Annotated in this window: 16 protein-coding genes and 1 pseudogene; 9 read left to right on the top strand and 8 right to left on the bottom strand. The window is 68.2% G+C overall.

From position 1 onward, the window contains the following. Positions 1–214: 214 nt before the first annotated feature. From ABZ863_RS30590 to ABZ863_RS30600, 3 genes and pseudogenes are all read right to left on the bottom strand, one after another. Positions 215–724 carry a DUF222 domain-containing protein gene (locus ABZ863_RS30590; protein ID WP_358542828.1) on the bottom strand — a complete coding sequence of 170 codons (510 nt, stop codon included), beginning with the start codon at positions 722–724 and terminating at the stop codon, positions 215–217. Next, a pseudogene (locus ABZ863_RS30595) lies at positions 630–1,349 on the bottom strand (DUF222 domain-containing protein); the annotation flags it as partial. The gene ABZ863_RS30590 and the pseudogene ABZ863_RS30595, both read right to left, overlap by 95 nt. A 521-nt stretch (positions 1,350–1,870) precedes the next feature. Further along, positions 1,871–3,787 (bottom strand): alkaline phosphatase, encoded by a 1,917-nt coding sequence (locus tag ABZ863_RS30600; protein WP_358542737.1) that lies wholly within the window; start codon positions 3,785–3,787, stop codon positions 1,871–1,873. 348 nt (positions 3,788–4,135) lie between these two features. On the opposite strand from ABZ863_RS30600, the gene ABZ863_RS30605 reads away from it, so the two are divergent. The 3 genes from ABZ863_RS30605 to ABZ863_RS30615 are packed head-to-tail and all read left to right on the top strand — an operon-like array spanning position 4,136 to position 7,025. Further along, a complete protein-coding gene (locus tag ABZ863_RS30605) occupies positions 4,136–4,828 on the top strand; it encodes a lamin tail domain-containing protein (RefSeq protein WP_358542739.1) in 693 nt (230 codons plus the stop codon). Continuing rightward, positions 4,825–6,345, top strand: a complete 1,521-nt coding sequence (locus ABZ863_RS30610) for a metallophosphoesterase (RefSeq protein ID WP_358542742.1) — start codon at positions 4,825–4,827, stop codon at positions 6,343–6,345. The genes ABZ863_RS30605 and ABZ863_RS30610 overlap by 4 nt, the downstream gene beginning before the upstream one ends. Positions 6,346–6,347: 2 nt before the next feature. Next, the gene (locus ABZ863_RS30615) at positions 6,348–7,025 is read left to right on the top strand and encodes a hypothetical protein (RefSeq protein ID WP_358542744.1); all 678 of its coding nucleotides are present in this window, start codon (positions 6,348–6,350) and stop codon (positions 7,023–7,025) included. Between the two features lie 9 nt (positions 7,026–7,034). Here the strand turns inward: ABZ863_RS30615 and ABZ863_RS30620 are convergent, their stop codons facing one another. Beyond that, on the bottom strand, positions 7,035–7,490 hold the full coding sequence (locus tag ABZ863_RS30620; protein WP_358542746.1) for a VOC family protein: 456 nt from the start codon (positions 7,488–7,490) through the stop codon (positions 7,035–7,037). A gap of 117 nt (positions 7,491–7,607) precedes the next feature. On the opposite strand from ABZ863_RS30620, the gene ABZ863_RS30625 reads away from it, so the two are divergent. Next, positions 7,608–9,281, top strand: a complete 1,674-nt coding sequence (locus ABZ863_RS30625; RefSeq protein ID WP_358542748.1) for a hypothetical protein — start codon at positions 7,608–7,610, stop codon at positions 9,279–9,281. Here the strand turns inward: ABZ863_RS30625 and ABZ863_RS30630 are convergent. Further along, a complete protein-coding gene (locus ABZ863_RS30630; protein WP_358542751.1) occupies positions 9,220–11,433 on the bottom strand; it encodes an NB-ARC domain-containing protein in 2,214 nt (737 codons plus the stop codon). The genes ABZ863_RS30625 and ABZ863_RS30630 overlap by 62 nt on opposite strands. Positions 11,434–11,565: 132 nt before the next feature. Between ABZ863_RS30630 and ABZ863_RS30635 the strand changes: the two genes are divergently transcribed. After that, entirely contained in the window at positions 11,566–12,114 is a 549-nt protein-coding gene (locus ABZ863_RS30635) for a Chromate resistance protein ChrB (protein ID WP_358542753.1), read from the top strand. Between the two features lie 5 nt (positions 12,115–12,119). After that, positions 12,120–13,307 carry an MFS transporter gene (locus ABZ863_RS30640; RefSeq protein WP_358542755.1) on the top strand — a complete coding sequence of 396 codons (1,188 nt, stop codon included), beginning with the start codon at positions 12,120–12,122 and terminating at the stop codon, positions 13,305–13,307. 10 nt (positions 13,308–13,317) lie between these two features. On the opposite strand, the gene ABZ863_RS30645 is transcribed toward ABZ863_RS30640, so the two are convergent. The 3 genes from ABZ863_RS30645 to ABZ863_RS30655 form a co-directional block, all read right to left on the bottom strand. Then, a complete protein-coding gene (locus ABZ863_RS30645; protein ID WP_358542757.1) occupies positions 13,318–13,734 on the bottom strand; it encodes a PPOX class F420-dependent oxidoreductase in 417 nt (138 codons plus the stop codon). A 61-nt stretch (positions 13,735–13,795) separates the two neighbouring features. Next, the gene (locus ABZ863_RS30650; RefSeq protein WP_358542830.1) at positions 13,796–15,070 is read right to left on the bottom strand and encodes an RNA polymerase sigma factor; all 1,275 of its coding nucleotides are present in this window, start codon (positions 15,068–15,070) and stop codon (positions 13,796–13,798) included. Next, positions 15,067–15,486 carry a YciI family protein gene (locus ABZ863_RS30655; protein ID WP_358542759.1) on the bottom strand — a complete coding sequence of 140 codons (420 nt, stop codon included), beginning with the start codon at positions 15,484–15,486 and terminating at the stop codon, positions 15,067–15,069. The genes ABZ863_RS30650 and ABZ863_RS30655 overlap by 4 nt, the downstream gene beginning before the upstream one ends. Positions 15,487–15,712: 226 nt before the next feature. Between ABZ863_RS30655 and ABZ863_RS30660 the strand changes: the two genes are divergently transcribed. From ABZ863_RS30660 to ABZ863_RS30670, 3 genes are read left to right on the top strand one after another with little or no spacing between them, the layout of a single operon-like run. Further along, entirely contained in the window at positions 15,713–15,889 is a 177-nt protein-coding gene (locus tag ABZ863_RS30660) for a hypothetical protein (RefSeq protein ID WP_358542761.1), read from the top strand. Beyond that, entirely contained in the window at positions 15,886–17,226 is a 1,341-nt protein-coding gene (locus ABZ863_RS30665; protein WP_358542763.1) for an NAD(P)/FAD-dependent oxidoreductase, read from the top strand. Before ABZ863_RS30660 ends, ABZ863_RS30665 begins: the two co-directional genes overlap by 4 nt. A gap of 53 nt (positions 17,227–17,279) precedes the next feature. After that, the gene (locus ABZ863_RS30670) at positions 17,280–18,992 is read left to right on the top strand and encodes an FAD-dependent oxidoreductase (protein ID WP_358542765.1); all 1,713 of its coding nucleotides are present in this window, start codon (positions 17,280–17,282) and stop codon (positions 18,990–18,992) included. Positions 18,993–19,006 lie beyond the last annotated feature (14 nt).

Raw genomic sequence — 19,006 nt, forward strand, 5'->3', positions numbered from 1 at the left:
TCCCCGGTTTTGATGTCATCTCATGCATTACGACACGTCATCGACGGTTCACTGTCGTTCGCCTTCCCGGACCACACCTGCCACATCATTGTGTGACTTTTCCCTGACGCTCACCACCACGACTCATTCACCGCAGCAGCCCAGGGCGGTTTGACACCATCCCCTGCAGGACGACGCCGAAGGGCCTGCCTTCATCTTCGACACAGCATTGCTTTCAAGCGACTCTGGCTTCTACATCAGAACCTCTCAATCGCATTCGAGACACACGGTGATGCTGACAGACCAGGGTGAGATTGTCCAAAGTGGTCGGTCCGCCGTTGCTCCACTCCACGATGTGATGGGCCTGCGACCACTTGGCCTTACGGTCGCAGCCCGGAAAACTACAGCCGCGATCCCGGTGGATCAGGGCCCGCCGGAGGCTCCGGGGAACCGTGCGGATCGTCCGTCCGACGTCGAGGACCTCGCTGGCGGTACCGAACACCATGGGAGCGGCTTTCGCATCGCAGGCCATCCGCCGGATCTGCCCCGCCGACATCGAGAGGTGACCATCCACGAGAGCCTGACCGATCCCGGTGGTGAGCTGGTCCAGGGTGGCCGACACCAGCAACGTGACCGGTTCCCCCGCCTCGGTTGGGGGTATCAGGGCAGCGAGCGGCCAACGCCAGAATCTCGGCGAAGGCGTCGCCACAACGTTCGTCCCGGCTGCGCAGGTCCGGCCCATCATCACTGGACCGGGGAGCGGTTAACGGGGACAGCAGGTTGGCCAGCAGCGCGCCGGTTTCTTTGTCCAGCCCGAACGTGCCGGTGACGCCGTTGGCGGTTTCCCGGAAGTCCAGCCATCGTTTCGGCCGTATCAGGGCCTCATCTTTGGGTTCGGCGCCATCAGGGTCCAATCGGTCCCGAATCTCCCGACCCAGCCTCGCGATGATCCGGGGTTCGCTTACCGTGGACGCCTCGCAGAGAATCTTCTCCGCTGCGGCCCGGTCGTCGTCGGTAGCGTCAAGCGGTAGCTGGTGGATCGCCTTGTGGATCGCTTCCACGTGCTCAGGTCCGATCTTGCCGCTCTGCAAGGTGTCTGCGACGACAGGCAAGTCCGCCGCCACCGGCGCACCCGACGTGGTGACCGAGGGCAGCAACGCGCGGGCGTGGGCAACCATGCGCCGCGCATCAATCGGGTTGAGGTTGAACATCTCCCGTATCAACGCCCCGACACCGGAACAGTTCAGTTCGGCAGGCAGACCCCGCGCCTCGATCTCCGCGATAAACGTCAACTCCCGGGCATAGGACTCCCGACGGCCCTGCTCCAACCCCCGCAGGCCGTCAATAAGTTCCTTATCCCCCAACGACATCGGGGAGATCACGCTCTCACACACAAACACAGCCTACCACAAGACTCGAACATGTGTTCGACAAATCTGGTCGAGTGTCGTAGTCTGATCTCGTTGGACTGAGAAGGTGATATGAACCAATGACGAGGAACTGCAGCAGTGGTTCTCGAATGAGAGATCCTGTTTGGACTATCTTGCGCGGCTGTGCTAGCCGAGCGGGTTCGCGTGGCCAGTGCGTGAGAGTGCGAGTCGTCCGCATCTTGCGCCGCCTCCGGTTATGGCAGCTGTGGCGGTGGCTCTCGAGTGAGGAGTCCTGTTTGGACAAGCTCGCGCGGCGACAGAGGGGGTCGCGTGCCCGGCGTGCGGCGGCCGCGAGTCGTGGTGTACCAAGCAAAGCCTGCGGAAGTGACGGTCGCGCAGGCGCAAGACCTCGGTGGCTGCGGCCCCGAGCCGTGCGTCGTGAGAACCCAAGCCTCGAAGACCCTCCAACTACGACGGTGCCCCCTGGCCTACGCCAGGGGGCACCGGGTCAACCGCGAGTGTCAGCGGCGGGCGTCAATGCCGAGCGCGTTGACGATTCCGAAGAAGACCTCCGTGTTGTCGAGGAAGCCGTTGAACCCCTGCGCTCCCGGGCCGGAAGCGAAGACGGACACGTCCTCCACCGTGTGCACACAGTTGGTCTGATCGAAGGGCAGGTTGCCGGTCTGCAGCTCGGCACCGGGGTCGCGGTTGGGGTTGGCAACCGCCTTGCCGGTGGCGTCGAGCAGGGCCGGCTGGGCGAAGACCTCGTTGTGCTGGAAGTCGTCGGTGTGGTCCGGGTGGTTGGACCAGCCGAAGAACAGCTGCACATCGGGGTCCGGGTCGTCGGGGAAGCCGTCGCCGTTGCTGTCCACATAGGTCGGATAGGTGGCGTCACCGTAGACGCCGTTACCCGGGCGGCCCGCTGCGTCGCGGCGGTCGTGGGTACCGACGATGCTCATCGAGTGGCCGTGGTCGGCGGTGACGACGACGAGAGTGTCGCCATGCTTCTCGGCGAACTTCTTGGCGACCCCGATGGCCTGGTCGAACTCGATCGTGTCGTAAACGACGCGAGGGCCGTCCATCGGGTGCTCCATCTTGTCGATGGAGGCGCCCTCGACCATGAGGAAGAAGCCGTTGTCGTGCTTCTCGAGAACCTTCAGCGCCGCCTCGGTCATCTCCGGCAGCGTCGGCTGGTCGTCCCAGGCGCCGAGGACCTCGGGCTTCTTGTTGTGCTGGCGGTCGAGGTAGACGTTGAGGTTGCCGGTGTGGAACATGCCGAGCAGCTTGTCCGGCGTCTTGCCGTCGAGAACCTCGTTGAGCTGCTTGCGGGTCTGAGCGTAGGCGAAGCCCTTGTCCTGGAACTCCTTGACCAGGTCGCGGTCGTCGTTACGCCGCGAGCCCTTCTGCGACCGGGGCAGCAGGGAGGCGAGCCCGCCACCGAGGATCACGTCCGGCATCTGGGCGGGGTTGAGTGCCTGGTTCATGATCTCCAGGTACTCGGAACGGCGGCGGGTGTGCGCGAACACGGCCGCGGGGGTGGCGTCCTGGACCTCGGCGGTGGTGACGACGCCGATGGCCATGTCGCGGGTGCGCTTGAGCAGCTCCGCCATGGTCTCCACATGCGGGTGCTTGTTCGGGTTGGGGTCGTTGGCCTCGTACACGCCCATCGCGTTGACCGACGACTTGTGTCCGCACATGTAGGCCGACATGGAGTTAGCGGAGTCGGTGGCCAGCGCGTCGGCGCCGGAGGTGCCGACGTGGCCGCGGTACTCCATCCGGTCCATCTCGAGCAGGCTGTGGTACTTACCCTCGGTGATGCCCTTGGACATGATCCGCGCGGCGGTGATCGCGGGCTGGCCCATGCCGTCGCCGAGGAAGAAGATGACGTTCTTCGCCTTGCGGCCCGGGGTCTTCGCGAGCACCACCGTGTGGTTGACCTCGGCGCTGGCGCGGCCGTCACCGGAGCGGACGCTGGCCCGGACCCGGTACTCGCCCGGCCGCGAGTAGGCGACGCCGCGGTAGGTCACCTCGAGGCTGTCGGCGGCCGAGCTCGTGCGCTGCGGCTCGCCCACCAGGATCTTCGCGGGACCCTGTGGGCCGGTGACGTCGATGTCGATGCGAGCGGTCACCGGGTCGATCCCGGTGACCTCCACGCGCAGGTCGAACCGTCCGCCGGCGAGGAACTTCGCCCGCGCGATCGGCAGGATCTTCACCTTCGCGGTGCCCGGCTCGCCCGCGGCCGTGGTCCTGGTGCGAACGGTGAACGCGTGCGGCTCAGCTGCGGTCAGCGGCCCTACCGGTCGCGCGGCCGCCGGTGTCCCCTGCGCGATCGCGGGCTGAGCTCCGAGCCCAACGATCGCCGCAGCGGCAACACCACCGCCACTTGCCTGCAGCAACGCCCGCCTGCTCAGCCCGCGCCGCTTGTCCTGCTCGCTCATGCACTCACTCCTCGCCTGTGCCGCGGCAGTGTCGCGCCGCGGCCTGAACCCTGTTCGCGCCTACCCCAAACGATTAATCCCTCGACGCGATGACACCGGCGTGGCCGCCCGCGGTACAGCACATAAACAACCCGCTATACGTCCCGCACTGGAGCTCCCGAGACATTAGGCTCGACGTCGGGTATCGGTTGGGAGATGGACACCGCGGGTTAACCGAATTCGGTCAATGTGCCCGCCATGGTCCATTTGTCCGCGCGTAAACACCGACGTTCCCGGCATATTGTCGCTGCGCTAGCGCTCTCAGCACTGGTCACATCCAGCCTCGTCGTCGCATCCGGTGCGCCGGCAGTGGCGGCCATTGGCCCAGACGTGCGCATCAGCGAGCTCGCGAGCGCTGGGCCAGGCGGGAGCTCGGACGACTTCATCGAGATCGCCAACTTCGGTGACGAAGTGGCCGACCTCGACGGCTGGACCATCTACCGCTGCGGTGCCAACGGCAGCCGGGTGTACGACCCCCAGGTGCCCACGCTGCGGGAGATCGAGCTGGCACCCGGCGAGACGTACGTGATCGCCCACCAGGCCGCAACGTTCGAGCACGCCGACGCCCGCTACGACGTCAGCCTCGCCAACGCCGGCTTCGGCGCGTGGCTCGAGGACGCCGATCGGCGGCTGGTCGACTCGGTGGCCGTCTACGCGGCGCCGACCGACAGCGAATGTGCCATGGGGAGCACCCCGCTGCCGAACAACCTCGACAGCGGGAGGGCCCAGACCTACCAGCGCGTCGGCGTCACGGGTGCCCCGGCAACACCGACGCCGAACTCGCGCCCGTTGACGTCGAGCCGGCACCGAGGCCGGCGCCCGCGACCGACCCACGCAGCACGGTCGGCCGCACCAACGCCACCCTCAGCGCCACCGCCGGTCACACCACCGGCGAGGACGCCGACCTCACTTTTGTTGGTGCGCAACGGATTCAGGTCAACGAGCGGGCCGCGCGCGTCTACACAGGAGCGACCGACCAGGCGCCGCCTGCCACCCGTGTGACCAAGGGCGAGAAGCTGCAACGCGGCGGCCTGCCGGACGCGGCCGATTCGCTCGTGACCGAGGCGACCAAGGGTTTCCCGTTCCAGCGGTTCGAGCTCGTCGCGACCGAGAACCTTCGCACCAAGCTCGAAATCGCGTGGAGCGGCCGCTCGACCGGCAACAACGAACTGCAGCTCTACGCCTGGAACCACCGTGCCGAGGTCTGGGACCTGCTGGCCGCCGGCCGAGGCATCGGCGGTGAGCAGATCACTCTGATCGGCAAGGTGGACAAGGGCGTTCACACCCGCGGGCGCACGATCGACATCCTCGTCCAGGACGGGCCCGCAACGCGCGGGGCCTTCCACGACGATGCCGCCGAGCCGAACCGCGCGTTCAAGGACCCGGCCGAGTACGACTTCTCGTTCGGGTACATGACGGACACGCAGTTCCTCAACGAGGGCTACCGGTCGCAGTTCGCCGAGATGAACCGCTGGATCGTGAAGAACCAGGAAGCCAGGAAGATCGCGTACACCTTCCACACCGGCGATCTCATCGAGAACTGGCTCAACGGCACACACGGCGAGGCAAGGGCCCGCGACGAGTACGAGTTCGCCTCGTCGGCGATGGGCATTCTCGACGAGGCGGGCCATCCCTACGGCGTCACCCCCGGCAACCACGATGACAAGTGGGGGCGCGACAAGGAGCTGTACAACGAGTTCTTCCCGCCAGAGCGTCTCGCGGGCAAACCGTGGTCCGGCGGTACCTGGAAGGAAGACGACAGCCAGAACCACTACGAGGTCATGGAGATCAACGGGGCGAAGTTCCTGATGATCTACCTGGGTTACTTCGCCGGCGATGACGCGATCGAGTGGGCAAACGGCGTGCTGGCGGCGCACCCGGACCACAACGTCATCTTCGCCACCCACGAGTACATCCATCCCGATGGCACACTGTCCAGTCCGGACACTTACCGGTGGACGTCGATGGGGCAACGGTTCTGGAACGAGTTGGTCCTGCCGAACGAGAACGTGTTCATGGTGCTGTCCGGCCACTTCCACGGCGTCGCGCTCAACATCAAGCGCGATGTCGGCGGCGTCGAGGGTCGGGTCGTCGTCGAGATGATGGCGGACTACCAGAACTTCCTGCGTGACGGGCACCCCAACACGGGCTTCCTGCGACTGTTGCAAGTGGACATCGACGCCAAGCGGATGGCGGTCAACACCTATGCCCCCGCCTACGATGAGCACAACGCGTGGAAGTACGACCCGGAGGGTCGCTACGACGACACCGACGACGAGTTCACCATCGAAGTCGATCTCAACGACATCTACGACAAGCGGGTCGAGACCGATCTGGTGGCGTTGCAGTCGGCGCCGGTGGAGTTGGGAACTGTGCGAGTCGGTGCAGGCGAGACGGCGACGGTGAACTGGCCCGGACTGCGGCCCGGCGCGTCCTACACCTGGTACGTGCGTTCGACGGACGGCGGCGGACGCGACGCCCTGTCGCCCGTCTCGACGTTCGCGGCGAGGAGGTCGTAGGCGTGCGGTGGAGCGTCGTCGCGGCCGTGCTGCTGGTCGTGTTCGCGCCAAGCGTTCCGGCCGCCGGCGCGCATCCGTTCGGAGAACCGCAGCGGGTGCAACTGTCGGCAGCCGGCTCCACCGTGACGGTGCGCTGGTCCGCACCAGCCGACGACCTGCTCCTCCTCGGCGGCCTGGTCGGTGCACTGACTGAGCGCAGGAGCATCGCCTTCGACGTCGGCCCAGGTGCTTCACCGGAGCCGGTCGGCGAAACCGACGCCGACCGGCTCATCGCCTCCGATGAGGTGGCGGCCTATCTCGCGGAACGCGTGTCGGTCCGGCAGCAGGGCGTCTCGTGCCCGGTCGATGTCCAGTTGGCTGAGCTGGTCGGCGACGGCGCCCAACTCGTCTTCGACTGCCCACGTGCGGTCGAGAGCGTCGAGATCGGGGTGTCGACGCTGACCGACGTCAACGCGGCGTACCGGATCGTGGCGCTCGGGGACGGGACAACGTCACCCGACCGATCTCTCTACACCGCCGAGCACGCGGTCATGACGTGGACCTTCGGTGCCGAACCGGCGAGCGGCGGTTCGGGCACCACAGTGTGGCAGTGGCTCGTCGCCGGGTTGGCCGGCGCCTCAGTCGTTGCCGCGTTGGCGATCCACACGTACCGGCGGAGAAATCGAGCCGACGCGCGCTGATCGCCGCTGTCATGGCCTGTCGAGATCGAGGGCCGGCATCGGTGCACCGCCTGGGCTCCAGGTTTTGCGGAACCCTTCCTGGACCGCGAGATCGACCAGCTCCACCCGGGCTCCGATGCTGTCGATGCGGTGGTAGGTAAAGGATCGACCGTAAGGGCAGGAGTCGAAGTCGATCGGCGCTCCACGGGCTTCCAGTCGGCTCTTGTCCGTGGTGATGTCACTGGACCAGTAGCCAATGTGGTCGAAGCGGGACCCATCGGTGGCATCCCACGGACTGCCGGCGCTGCCCTGGATCACCTCGAAGAAGGGCGGGCCTTCAACCGAGAAGACGATGCTGTACTCCCACTCGCCGAGCTGCCCGGTGCGGATCGGGCTCCAGCGCACGCCAAGGACGCGGGTGAGGTCCTCGGTCGCACGCTGAATGTCCTGGACTGCGAAACACAGGTGATAGAACTCGTTCACCACACCTGTTGTACCAGCTCGACGATCTTCGCCCCGGCGTGCAGCGCGGGCGGCGCCCCTGGGTGACGCGTAACCTCGGTCCCCATGAGGACATATCAGTGGGGCCGGCGAGGACGCTAAGTGGTACCCCCCCCCCGTTCTGATTTCAGCCGGATCACCGTCGACGCACGCTTCCGGCAGTGGCGGACGACGTCGTGCGAACGCACCGTGCTGGTCGTGGCGCGCACGACCACCGCACTGACGCGCCTGCTGGACGTGCTCTCGCTGATGGAGGCGGACCAACGGGTTCAGATCGTGTTCACCCACGATCCCGCCAGCCCGGCCATCTTCTCGGCAGGGTTGGACGAGGCCATGGACTCGCTGCGGGCTCCGGTCGTCCCATGGAGCAAGGCGATCCGGACACGGTTCGATCTCGCTATCGCCGCCAGCGAGAACGATCACCTCCACCAGTTGGCTGCGCCCGTCCTGCTTTTGCCGCACGGACTGGGTTTCCAGAAGTACTACCCCGGTAGCAGGACAGTCGCGGGAATGAATCCGCAGCGGCTTCTCCATCGTGGTCAGCCGGTACTCTCGGCGATCGCACTGTCCCATTCGGACCAGTATCGGCAACTCGCGGACTCCTGCCCGGAGGCGTCTTCCACAGGTGTCGTCGTCGGAGACCCTTGCCTCGACCGGATGCTGGCCAGCGGGCACATGGCGCGGAGGTACCGGGAAACGCTCGGTGCCACAGACCGCACGCTGATCTTGCTGGCCTCGACCTGGGGCCCCGACTCGCTGTTCGGCCTCCATCCGACGCTGCCCGAACGGCTCCTCGCCGAGCTGCCGGTGGACGAGTACCGGGTCGCGATGTCCCTGCACGCGGGCGTGTGGGCACACGGCCCATGGCAGGTGCGGGCGTGGCTCTCCCGTGCCAGGGAGGCCGGCCTCGTCCTGTTGCCCGCCCACGAGGACTGGCGGGCCGCCGTGCTCGCGGCGGACCTGGTGGTATCCGACCGGGGCAGCCTGTCCCTGTACGCGGCCGCGACGGACACTCCCGTGCTCCTGACGCGCGAGAACTCGGCCACGACCGTGCCAGGTTCGCCAATGGCCTCACTCACCGCGCAGGCACCGCACCTGGACACGCGGGGCGATCTTCGCGCGCAACTGGACAGCGCCGTTCACACGCACACGCCGTGGGCCTACGCCGCGATCACCAAGCAAGCGGTGGACAACCCCGGGCACTGCGCCCGGCCACTCCGTGCCCTGCTCTACGAACTGTTGCAGCTGACCGAACCAGACCGATCGCCGGAGTTCCCCACGCTCCCGGCCCCGGGTCCCGAGCATGCGGGTATCCACGCCTTGTTCGTCGGTGCCACCATGCACGCCGACGGCAGCACGTCACTCGAACGGCTCCCCGCCAGGCCGGTCGACAAGGACTGGAGCTACCCGCATCTCGTCGCGGAGGCCGAGCACGCCCGGCTGTCCGAGGTGTCCGCGGCGAGCGTGGTCTTCCTCCCCGACGCACCCGATTTCCCCGCCCATGCCGCGGAAGCGCTCAGGCAGTGGCCCCACGCGCTGCTGGCGGCCGCCGCACGCGGCAGGAGCTGCCAACTGCTGATCCGCGACGGCACCACGGCGGCTCTGACGATGTCCGGCGGTGTCGATCCGCGGCTGGCCGCTTCGCTCGCCTACGTGCGGCTCCAGCAGGTCGGCCGGATCCCGGACACCGACACCTTCCGTCTCGGCGAGCGGGTCATCGACGTGCGTTCAGTCGCTCCAGCTCACCCAGATACCGGTACATCCGCGGATGACTGAACTGCCACGCCTCCTGAGCGAGCACGCCCCAGCGCTGCCGGGCCACCTCGACCGGACCGGTCGCCGTGACGAGCTCCGCGTCCAACTCGGCCAGCTCCCACCTGTAGGGCCCCGGCTTCTCGCCCAGCAGCTCTCGCGCCTGGTTCCACCACCAGCGTGCGTGCTCGAAGGCTCCCTCGCGGAGGGCGGCCTTGGCACGCACCATCTGCACGCGCGCCAGGTTGCGGCCGTGGGCGTTGCGGGTCCCGGCGGCCTCGTCGAGCAGTGGCCATGCCTCACGCAGCCTGCCCGCATCGATGAGCACGTTCGCCAGCATCCGAGCGTGGATGAGAACAGCGCGCTCGTCGCCGAGTTCCCGATCGTGCCGCAAGGCGGCAGCCAACTCGGTGATCGCGGCATGGAGACCAGGCCCCCGTGCGTGCTCGGCGCTGATCTGGTGAAAACGGCCCCAGAACTCACACAGTGACGCCTCTAGCCGCGCGTCCCGCGTACGCAGCTTCGCCAGCTCGTCCCGCGCACAACGCAACGAGTCCTCTGCACGGTCCAGGATGTGTAGCAGGAAGTGCGCTCTGCCATGCATGGCATGCGCACGCACCACCATCTTCCGGCGCTCATCCGAATCGTGCTCGGCGAGCCGCAGCTGCGCACTGGCGAGCACGAGTTCGTTCACCGCGATATACCACTCGTAGCCACCGTATTTGGTGACCAGGACCTCGAGTGCTCCACCGAGCTGGCACACCTCCTCGTGGTGGCCCCGGGCATACGCATGCCGAACCGTCTCCAGCAGCACGTGACGCTGCTGGTCCAGATAGTCGAACAGGTGCACCGCAGATGACACCGGCGCGGGGCCGTGACCGCCGGGGTAGACGCGCAACCGCTGCTCGCCCGACCGGTCCTCAGCATGGTCGGCAACCACCGCGCAATCGCGCAGGAAACGAAGCAACCTCGTGAAGGCGGCTTCGGGCAGCTCCGGAGCGGCGGCATGTTCCCGGAACGCGTGCCGCAGCCGCGCTCGGCCATGTTCCGCCGGGACCAGCATTCCGGCGTCATCCAACGTGTCCAGCACCGGCTGCGCGTCGTCGACGCCCAGGAGGGCCTTCGCGGTGTGGTGGTCGAAGTCAGGCCCCGGATGCGCGGCCAGCAACGCGCAGGCGGCCCTTGCCTCATCCGGTAGTTCAGCGAGGCTTTCCTCCACTGTCCGCCGCACTGGATCGAACGTCCCGGCGAGGCCGCCGGACCGTAGCCGGGCCACCATCGCACCCACCGCGCCGGGACGGTCGCGGTGCGCGCTCAGCCTGCCGCCGACCAACGTGATCGGCTCGGGAAGATAGTCACAGATCGTGAGCAGGTCATGCGCCTGCGACTGCTCCGCGAGCAGCATGTCGGGTCCGCACTTGTCCGCCAGCAACTGCCACGCGCCGTCCGGGTCCAGCCCACGCAGCAGCACCGTCGCGTACCGGGAGCGCAGATCGTCACCCAGCCGGCCGGTGGTCACCAGCACGAGATTCAGCGGCGAGCCCGGTTCGAACGGGCGCACCTCGTCGGCTCCGCGAAGACCGTGCAGGATCAGCATCAGGCGCCGCGACGCCATCGCCCGCGTGAACTGCGCGGCCAGATCAGCGACGGCATCGGCCTGATCGTCACGGCTGACGCCACATTGCCCCAGAATGTGCCGCTGCACGTCGCCGATCGCCAGCTCACCACGCCCACGGCGGAACAGGTCGGTGTCGACTGCGAGGCATCCGCCGGGGAACCGGTCCCTGCGGTCCGAGGCGATCTTCCGCGTCAGCGTCCTCCGCCCACTTCCGGGTGCGCCCGCGATGACGAACACGCCGGTTTCGGGGACCCGAGCGAGCGCGTCCCGCCGGTCGCGGAACGGATGGAGCAGGCTCTCACAACCCAGCACCGGCTCACCGCCGGTGGTCTCCGCGAGAACCTCCACCAACTCAACGGCCCAGCCCGGATCCTCCCGCGCCGCGGCGAACACCTGGCGCTCCACCTCGACCAGACTCAAACCTGGCTGGCCACACTTGCGCTGGAACAACGACAGCAGCCGAGTGCCTGCCTGGCCCAGAGACCCGAGCGCCTGCGCGGCGATCAGCCTCGCCGCCTCACCCACCGCAGCCTCCGCCGCAGCTCCGACGAGGTTCATCCGCCCCCCCTGGACGCTCGATTGACGCGCGTGCGCTGCCACGCTAGCAGCGCGGATCGATCACGTCACCGTACGTGAACCAGTGGCTCAGCGGTCACCATGATCGATGTAACTGCTGCTACATTCCTTCTCGTGACTGAACGTGTTCCAGCCCGGTGGCTGGTGTTGGTGGTGCGGGTGCCTGCCGAACCGTCACGGCATCGGGTGGCGGTGTGGCGGGAGCTGCGCAGGATCGCGGCGCTCTCGCTCGGGCAGGGAGCCTGGGTCGTGCCGGACGCGCCGGTGTTCACCGACGGGGTGGCACGGGTGATCGAGCTGGCCCAGCGCGGCGAGGGCGAAGTCGTCGTGATGGACGCCGCCGGGCGAGCCGAGCCGGACGCGGCCCGGCTGGAGGAGCTGTTCACCGCGGAGCGGGCTGAGGAATGGGCCGAGTTCCTTGCCGACTGCGGCAAGTTCGACGCCGAGATCGACAAAGAGATCCGCAACCGCAAGTTCACGATGGCCGAACTGGAAGAGGAAGAGCAGAGCCTGGAACGGCTACGCCGCTGGTATCGGGACATCAAGGCACGGGACGTGTTCGGCGCCCCCGCCGCCGTCGAGGCCGAGCAACAGCTCAAGCACTGCGCCGACCGGCTGGCCGACTACACCGAGCAGGTCTTCCAGGCCCTGCACCAGATGTGACCACAATGGACACCGACTCCCACGAGCACACCGCCACCGCAGCGCGCTCCCGACTGTTCCCGTTGTACGCGGCGGGGTTCGTCACCGCGTTCGGCGCACACAGCATCGCAGCCAGCCTCGGCGGCTACACCGAATCCGAACACGCTTCGCTGCTCACCCTCGGGCTGCTGCTGGCGGTGTACGACGGCGCCGAAGTGCTCCTCAAACCGATCTTCGGGTCGCTGGCCGACCGGATCGGGCCGCGCCCGGTCCTACTCGGCGGGCTGGTGGCCTTCGCCGTCGCCTCGGCCGCATTCGTCCTCGCAGGCAACCCCGCGCTCGTCGGCGTCGCCCGCCTCGGCCAAGGTGCTGCCGCCGCGGCGTTCTCGCCTGCGGCCGGCGCGCTGGTGGCTCGGCTGTCCCCGCAGACGCGGCACGGCCGCGCGTTCGGCGGCTACGGCGCCTGGAAGGGACTCGGCTACACGCTCGGCCCCATCATCGGCGGAGTCCTGATCACCCTCGGCGGCTACTCGCTGCTGTTCGCCACTCTCGGCCTGCTGGCACTCGCCGTCGCGGCATGGGCCACGTTCGCCGTCCCCACCGTCCCGCCGCTGCCACGCGCCCGGCAGACCGTGCTCGACCTGGCCCGCCGCCTGGCGACCGGGAGTTTCCTGCGGCCCACGCTCGCACTCGCGGGCGCCACCGCAGCCCTCGCTGTCGGTGTCGGATTCCTCCCAGTCGCCGGCGCCGACCACGGGCTCAGCCCGCTGGCAACCGGCGCGGTGGTATCCCTGCTGGCCGCCACCGCTGCACTGGTCCAGTTCTGGGCCGGCCGCGCCCGCGACGCGGGACGGATCAGCGACAGCGCAGGCATGGCTACCGGGTTGGTGCTTGCCGCCCTCGGCACAGTGGTGGCCACGATGCTGCCCGGCGTCGCCGGGCTGGCACTGGCCGCCGTCGCCATCGGTGCCGGCACCGGGCTGGTGACGCCACTCGGATTCGCACATCTGGCCGCCACCACGCCCCGCGAACGGCTCGGACAGACGATGGGAGCCGCCGAAGTCGGCCGCGAGCTCGGCGACGCAGGCGGCCCGCTGCTGGTCGGCGCGATCGCCGTCGCCAGCACCCTGAACCTGGGGCTGCTGGGCCTCGCCGTGATCCTCGCGGTCACTGCCGCTGTCGTCAGAGTTGCCTGGAGCCGCCCACCGCAGTGACCGACGCGGGCTACCTGTCGTGCACCGCTCGCCTCGCCGGATACCACGTGTCGCCCACCGGCTCGCCCGCCATGTTCCAGCTCCACGACACGGTCGGCGTGATCCGCAGGTACCAGCCAGGCCCGACCATCCCGGTGCGCTCCACCGGCGGCTCCGCCCGGCCGTACACGCGAAGGCCGCGCGCGATGAACGGGTCCATCGACACCAGGTCGTCGAACACGAGCGCGACATCTCGGCCACCGGCTGTCACGTTGCGCGCCTTCCGGGTGCCGAGGAACGACTCCCCCGGCCCGCCGATCCAGAAGGACGTGCCGTCGAACTCGCACGCAACCGGCACGACGTCGGGCTGCCCTTCCCTGCCGACGGTCGCGACGCGCGCAAGCGGTTGCGAGCGCACGTAGGCGACTTCCTCATCGGTGAACGCCATGGCCAGATCTCCCCCTCGTCCGGTCGGTCACTGTTCCCACGATCGCCGCCAGCGTATGTCGTCAGCCGAGGTCGGCGAGTTTGCGTTCCAGTACCACCCGCTCGCGTTCGTTGCCGCACAGCCGTACGGCGAGCTCCAGTTCGGTGCGTGCCTCGTCGGTGCGTCCGAGGCGGGTGAGCAGTTCCCCGCGAACACTGGGCAACAGGTGGGAGTTGGGCAACGCCTCGGCGGCAGCCAGTTCGTCCACGATCGGCAGCGCCGCGGACGGTCCCTGTGCCATGGAGACCGCGACCGCCCGGTTGAGGTCGACCACCGGTGACGGCGCGAGCCGACCGAGCGCCTCGTAGAGGACCACGACGCGCTCCCAGTTGGTCGCGTCGACCGATACGGCGATGGCATGGCATTCGGCGATCGCGGCCTGCAGACCGTAGGCGCCGAGGCCCCGGCCGACCTGTGCCGCGCGGCCCAATGCGGCTCGTCCCCTGGCGATCGCGGAGCGGTCCCAGCGGCTGCGGTCCTGGTGTTCCAGCAACACCGGCTCGCCGTCCGGCCCGGTACGGGCCGGAAACCGTGCCGCGGTCAGCTCGAGCAGCGCCAGCAGGCCGAACACCTCGGGCTCGTCCGGCACCAGCCGGGTCAGCACCCGCGCGAGGCGCTGTGCCTCGCTCGCCAGGTCGAACCGGATCAGGTCGTCACCGGAGCTGGCCGAGGACCCTTCGGTGAAGATCAGGTACACCACGCTGAGCACCGAGCCGAGCCGCTCTGTCCGCTCCTTGGCCGCCGGCGCCTCGAACGGCACCCTGGCCGCGCCGAGTGTCTTCTTCGCCCTGGTGATCCGAGCCTGCACGGTCGCGGTCGGGACTAGGAAGGCCTTGGCGATCTCATCGCTGGTCAGACCGCCGACCACCCGCAGGGTCAGCGCCACCCTCGCCTCCCGTGACAGCACGGGATGGCAGGACATGAACATCAACGCGAGCACGTCGTCGTCGATCTGGTCCGGATCCCACAGCACGTCCACGTCGGCTCCCTGGCCGACGCCGTCCTCGCCCAGGTCGTGGGCGAGGACGGCGTACTTCTCGTCAAGGGCGGAGCGCCGGCGGAACGCGTCGATCGCGCGGCGCCGGCCGACGGTGAGCAACCACCCCGCGGGGTTACGGGGCACGCCCTCACGGGGCCAGGTCACGAGCGCCTCGGCCAGCGCCTCCTGTGCCAGGTCCTCGGCCAGCGCGAAGTCGCCGGTGTAGCGCGCGAGCGCACCGACGATCCGCGCTGACTCGATCCGCCAGACGGCGGCGACGGCCTCCCGGCCGGTGTGGTCGCCCGCCTCGGGTGTCAGAGCTGACCGGTCGCCTCGCGCCACGCCCGCTCCTTCTGGATCCATTCGTTGTCCTGCGGGAACTCGTCGATCGAGGCGACCCTGCGGATCTCGGCCTTGGCGCCCGGCCCGGCCATCGGCGCCCGCTTCGCCCACTCGATGGCCTCCTCCTTGGAGGCGACGTTGAGGATCCAGAAGCCGCCGAACAGCTCCTTGGTCTCACCGTAAGGACCGTCGGTGACCACCGGCGGTTCGGACGAGTAGTCCACAACCACACCCTGTGCGGCGTCGTCGAGGCCCTCGGCGGCGACCAGCACGCCGGCCCGGATCATCTCGTCGTTGAAGCGGCCCATCGTCTCGATGATCTCGTTGAAGTCGACGTCCTGGAACGACTTGTAGGTCTCATCGGTGGCGCGCATGATCAGCATGTACTTCATGACTGGCTTCTCCCTGTGTTAACCGGGCCCCACTCGGGCCCGCTCACCCCTAGGTCGAACGAGACATCTCGTCGATCGACACACTCGCCGAACTTTCTTTTCCGGGAAGCTTCGGCAGCCTACGACGGTAGCCGGGCCGGCTTGAATACAACCGCGTCCGCCGGGGAAGCCACAAATCACGGACACGAAGCTCGAACTCGCCTTCGCGAGAGAGGAGTTCCTCGAGATGCAAGTGACCTTTGATTCCGTGGCCGAGCTGGCCGAGGCCATGCGCCGGGCCGAAGCCGCGCACGGCCAGTACGAGAAGGAGCTCGGGCACCCCGACGCGGACTGGCCGGACTGGTATGCGCAGTACATGGTCCGCGAGAAGACCGGCGCTCCCGGGCCGGGCACGGACCCGTGAACAACGGCTACGACGTCATCGTCATCGGTGCCGGCTCGCCGGGCGAGCACTGCGCGGGCGAGCTGGCCGACGGAGGGCTGCGTGTAGCACTCGTTGAGCGCGAGCTGGTCGGCGGCGAGTGCTCCTACTGGGCGTGCATCCCGTCGAAGACGCTCCTGCGTCCCGGCGAGGCGGCCCACGACGCGCGTGAGGCGGCAGCCACCGCGCAGGTCGACGTCGAGGCGGCACTGGCCTGGCGTGACTTCATGGTGTCGGACCACTCCGACGCCGGGCAGGAACGCTGGCTGGCGGGCAAGGGCATCGACCTGCTGCGCGGCGTCGGCAGGCTCGCGGGCACTGGCGTGGTCGAGGTCGACGGTGTCCCTTACACCGCACGGGATGTCGTGATGGCGACCGGCTCGGACCCGGTCGTGCCGCCCGTCCCGGGGCTGCGCGCGCTGCCGGGCGTGTGGACCAACCGCGAGGTGACCGCCATGAAAGCCATCCCCCGTCGCCTGCTCATCCTCGGCGGTGGGCCCATCGGCGCCGAGATGGCACAGGCCGTGCGCCGGCTGGGCGGCGAAGTCGCCCTCGTCGAGGGCGCCGGGCACGTGCTCGCCCGCGAACCCGCGCCGCTGGGCGACGCGCTCGGCGAGGTCCTGCGAGCCGACGGCGTCGAGTTGTTCCTCGGCACGCACGCGACCGCCGCGCGGCGCGACGACGCGGACTACGTCCTGGCCCTCGACAACGGCCGCGAGCTGCGCGGCGACCACCTGCTCGTCGCCACCGGCCGACGCCCGCGGGTGGACGGGCTCGGCCTGGACACGGTCGGCGTTCACGCCGACGCGCACGGCATCCCTGTCGACGCGCACCTGCGCGCTGGGGAGCGGCTGTGGGCCATCGGCGACGTCACCGGCGTGCGGCTGCTGACCCATGTCGGCAAGTACCAGGGCGAGGTCGTCGCCGGGAACCTCCTCGGCGAGCCCCGCACGGCCAACTACCAGGCCATCCCCGACGTGGTGTACACCGACCCGCAAGCGGCGGCGGTCGGCGCCGTCGAGGCGGCCTTCAGCGCCACTACCCCGGTGGCCGAGGTGGCCAAGACGGCCACCTATACCCGCGCCTACGCGAAGTCGAACGGTTTTCTCACCCTCCTGTCCGACGGGGAACGGCTGACCGGCGCGTACGCCTTGGGGCCCGAGGCCGGGGAGTGGCTGCAGCAGGCAACGCTCGCCATCCGCGCCGGCGTGCCGTTGGACGTGCTGCGCGACACGATCCAGCCCTTCCCCACCTTCTCGGAAATCTACGTCACCGCGCTGAAAGCACTCCACGGCAAGGTCGCGACGCTCAGACGGTGACCCCCTGAAAACCAAATCCCTACGCTCCAGCGGATTGCCATTACAGTGGGGGCATGTCCGGCGCAGTGCTTGTCGCCGTCGACGAGGACGCGGGTGTGCTGCGTGACGTCGAGCGGGAGTTGCGCGAGCGTTATTCGCACCATTACCGCGTAGTGTGTATGCAATCGTCGCATGAGGCGCGTGCCCGTCTCGAGGAGCTTGCCGAAGCCAATGAGGCGGTCGCCTTGGTCCTTTCAGGACAGTGGCTGTCCGGGATGACGGGAAGCGAACTGTTGGATCACGCGCGCCGGCTTCATCCGCACGCCAAGCGCGGGCTCGTGATCGCGTGGGGTGAGTGGGGGGACCGCGCGATGGGTGAGGCGATCTTCGACTCGATTGCTCGTGGACATATCGACAACTACGTGCTCAGGCCTTCAACGTCACCGGACGAGCTCTTCCACCAGGCGATCTCGAGTCTGCTGCTGGAGTGGACAGAAGCGACGCGAACCTCGCCCTACACAATCTATGTGGTTGGCGAGTCGTGGTCTGGCCGGGCTTATGAGTTGCGGCGGATTCTTGGGCGCTGCGCGATCCCGCACTCCTTCTGCCTGGCCGACTCGAGTGAGGGGCGCGCCCGAATTGCCGAGGCGGGCGAGGGGGTAAAACTGCCGATCGTCGTCTTCCCCGACGGTAGAGTTCTGACAGATCCCACCGATGCCGAGATCGCGATGGCGTCGGGCTCGCCGGTGAATCCGGAGCGCATGGAGTTCGACCTCGTGATCGTCGGCGCGGGGCCGGCTGGTCTGTCGGCGGCCATGTATGGCGCATCGGAAGGTTTCAGCACTCTGGTAGTCGACGAAGGCGGGCTCGGGGGCCAGGCAACCTCCAGCTCGTTGATTCGCAACTATCTCGGCTTTCCTCGGGGCATCAGCGGCCGCCGCCTAGCCCAGCAGGCGTACGACCAGGCGTGGGTGTTCGGAGCGAAGTTCGCGTTCATGCAGAGGGCGATCAATCTTCAGGGCGCGCACGACGGGCTCTTAGTCACACTCTCCAACGGCGTCCACGTGCGTTCCCGCGCGGTGCTTCTCGCGACGGGCGCCAGCTATCAACGACTGGGCGTGCCGACGCTCGAGGCACTCAGCGGTGCCGGCGTCTTCTACGGCGGTCCGACTTCTGAGGCACCTGCCATGTCCGGCCGCGACGTTTACGTCCTCGGGGGTGGAAACTCGGCCGGACAGGCTGCCCTGTACCTCGCTCGTTACGCCCGGCGCGTCACGCTTGTGGTACGTGCTGAGTCGCTCGACGCCGGGATGTCGCACTACTTGGCGCGTGAGGCAGAGGCGACGCCAAGACTGCGGGTCCGTCTGGGAACCGAGATCGTCGGCGGTGGGGGCGACGGCTGGCTGGAGCACCTCGTGCTTCGTGATCGCATGACGGGAAGCGAGGAGACGATCGGCGCCGACGGACTCTTTATCTTGATCGGAGCGCGCCCGCACACCGAGTGGCTGCCACCGGAGGTCGATAGGGACGCGCGCGGTTTCGTCCTCACAGGAACCGATCTCCGCGACGAAAACAGTCGGCCGATCGATCGCAGTCCGTTGCTGCTGGAGACGAGCATGCCGGGTGTTTTCGCGGCCGGCGACGTTCGAGCCGGTTCAGTGAAGCGTGTGGCGTCCGCAGTTGGTGAGGGCTCGGTGGCGATTCAGCTGCTCCACCGGTTGTTCGCAGCCAACGCGCTACATCCGCGCGGCCGCCCACAGGAGCCTGTCGCGGCGATCGGACGGTGACGGTGCCGCTGCCC

The organism is Saccharomonospora sp. NPDC046836, assembly GCF_040645195.1.
Taxonomy (GTDB): Bacteria; Actinomycetota; Actinomycetes; order Mycobacteriales; family Pseudonocardiaceae; genus Prauserella_A.

What these genes read in the sequence shown, in the direction of transcription:
- ABZ863_RS30670 (WP_358542765.1), top strand. Translation starts at nt 17,280, where the DNA reads ATGTCCGGCGCAGTGCTTGTCGCCGTCGACGAGGACGCGGGTGTGCTG.
- ABZ863_RS30630 (WP_358542751.1), bottom strand. Translation starts at nt 11,433, where the DNA reads ATGAACCTCGTCGGAGCTGCGGCGGAGGCTGCGGTGGGTGAGGCGGCG.
- ABZ863_RS30645 (WP_358542757.1), bottom strand. Translation starts at nt 13,734, where the DNA reads ATGGCGTTCACCGATGAGGAAGTCGCCTACGTGCGCTCGCAACCGCTT.
- ABZ863_RS30600 (WP_358542737.1), bottom strand. Translation starts at nt 3,787, where the DNA reads ATGAGCGAGCAGGACAAGCGGCGCGGGCTGAGCAGGCGGGCGTTGCTG.
- ABZ863_RS30660 (WP_358542761.1), top strand. Translation starts at nt 15,713, where the DNA reads ATGCAAGTGACCTTTGATTCCGTGGCCGAGCTGGCCGAGGCCATGCGC.
- ABZ863_RS30640 (WP_358542755.1), top strand. Translation starts at nt 12,120, where the DNA reads ATGGACACCGACTCCCACGAGCACACCGCCACCGCAGCGCGCTCCCGA.
- ABZ863_RS30590 (WP_358542828.1), bottom strand. Translation starts at nt 724, where the DNA reads ATGATGGGCCGGACCTGCGCAGCCGGGACGAACGTTGTGGCGACGCCT.
- ABZ863_RS30655 (WP_358542759.1), bottom strand. Translation starts at nt 15,486, where the DNA reads ATGAAGTACATGCTGATCATGCGCGCCACCGATGAGACCTACAAGTCG.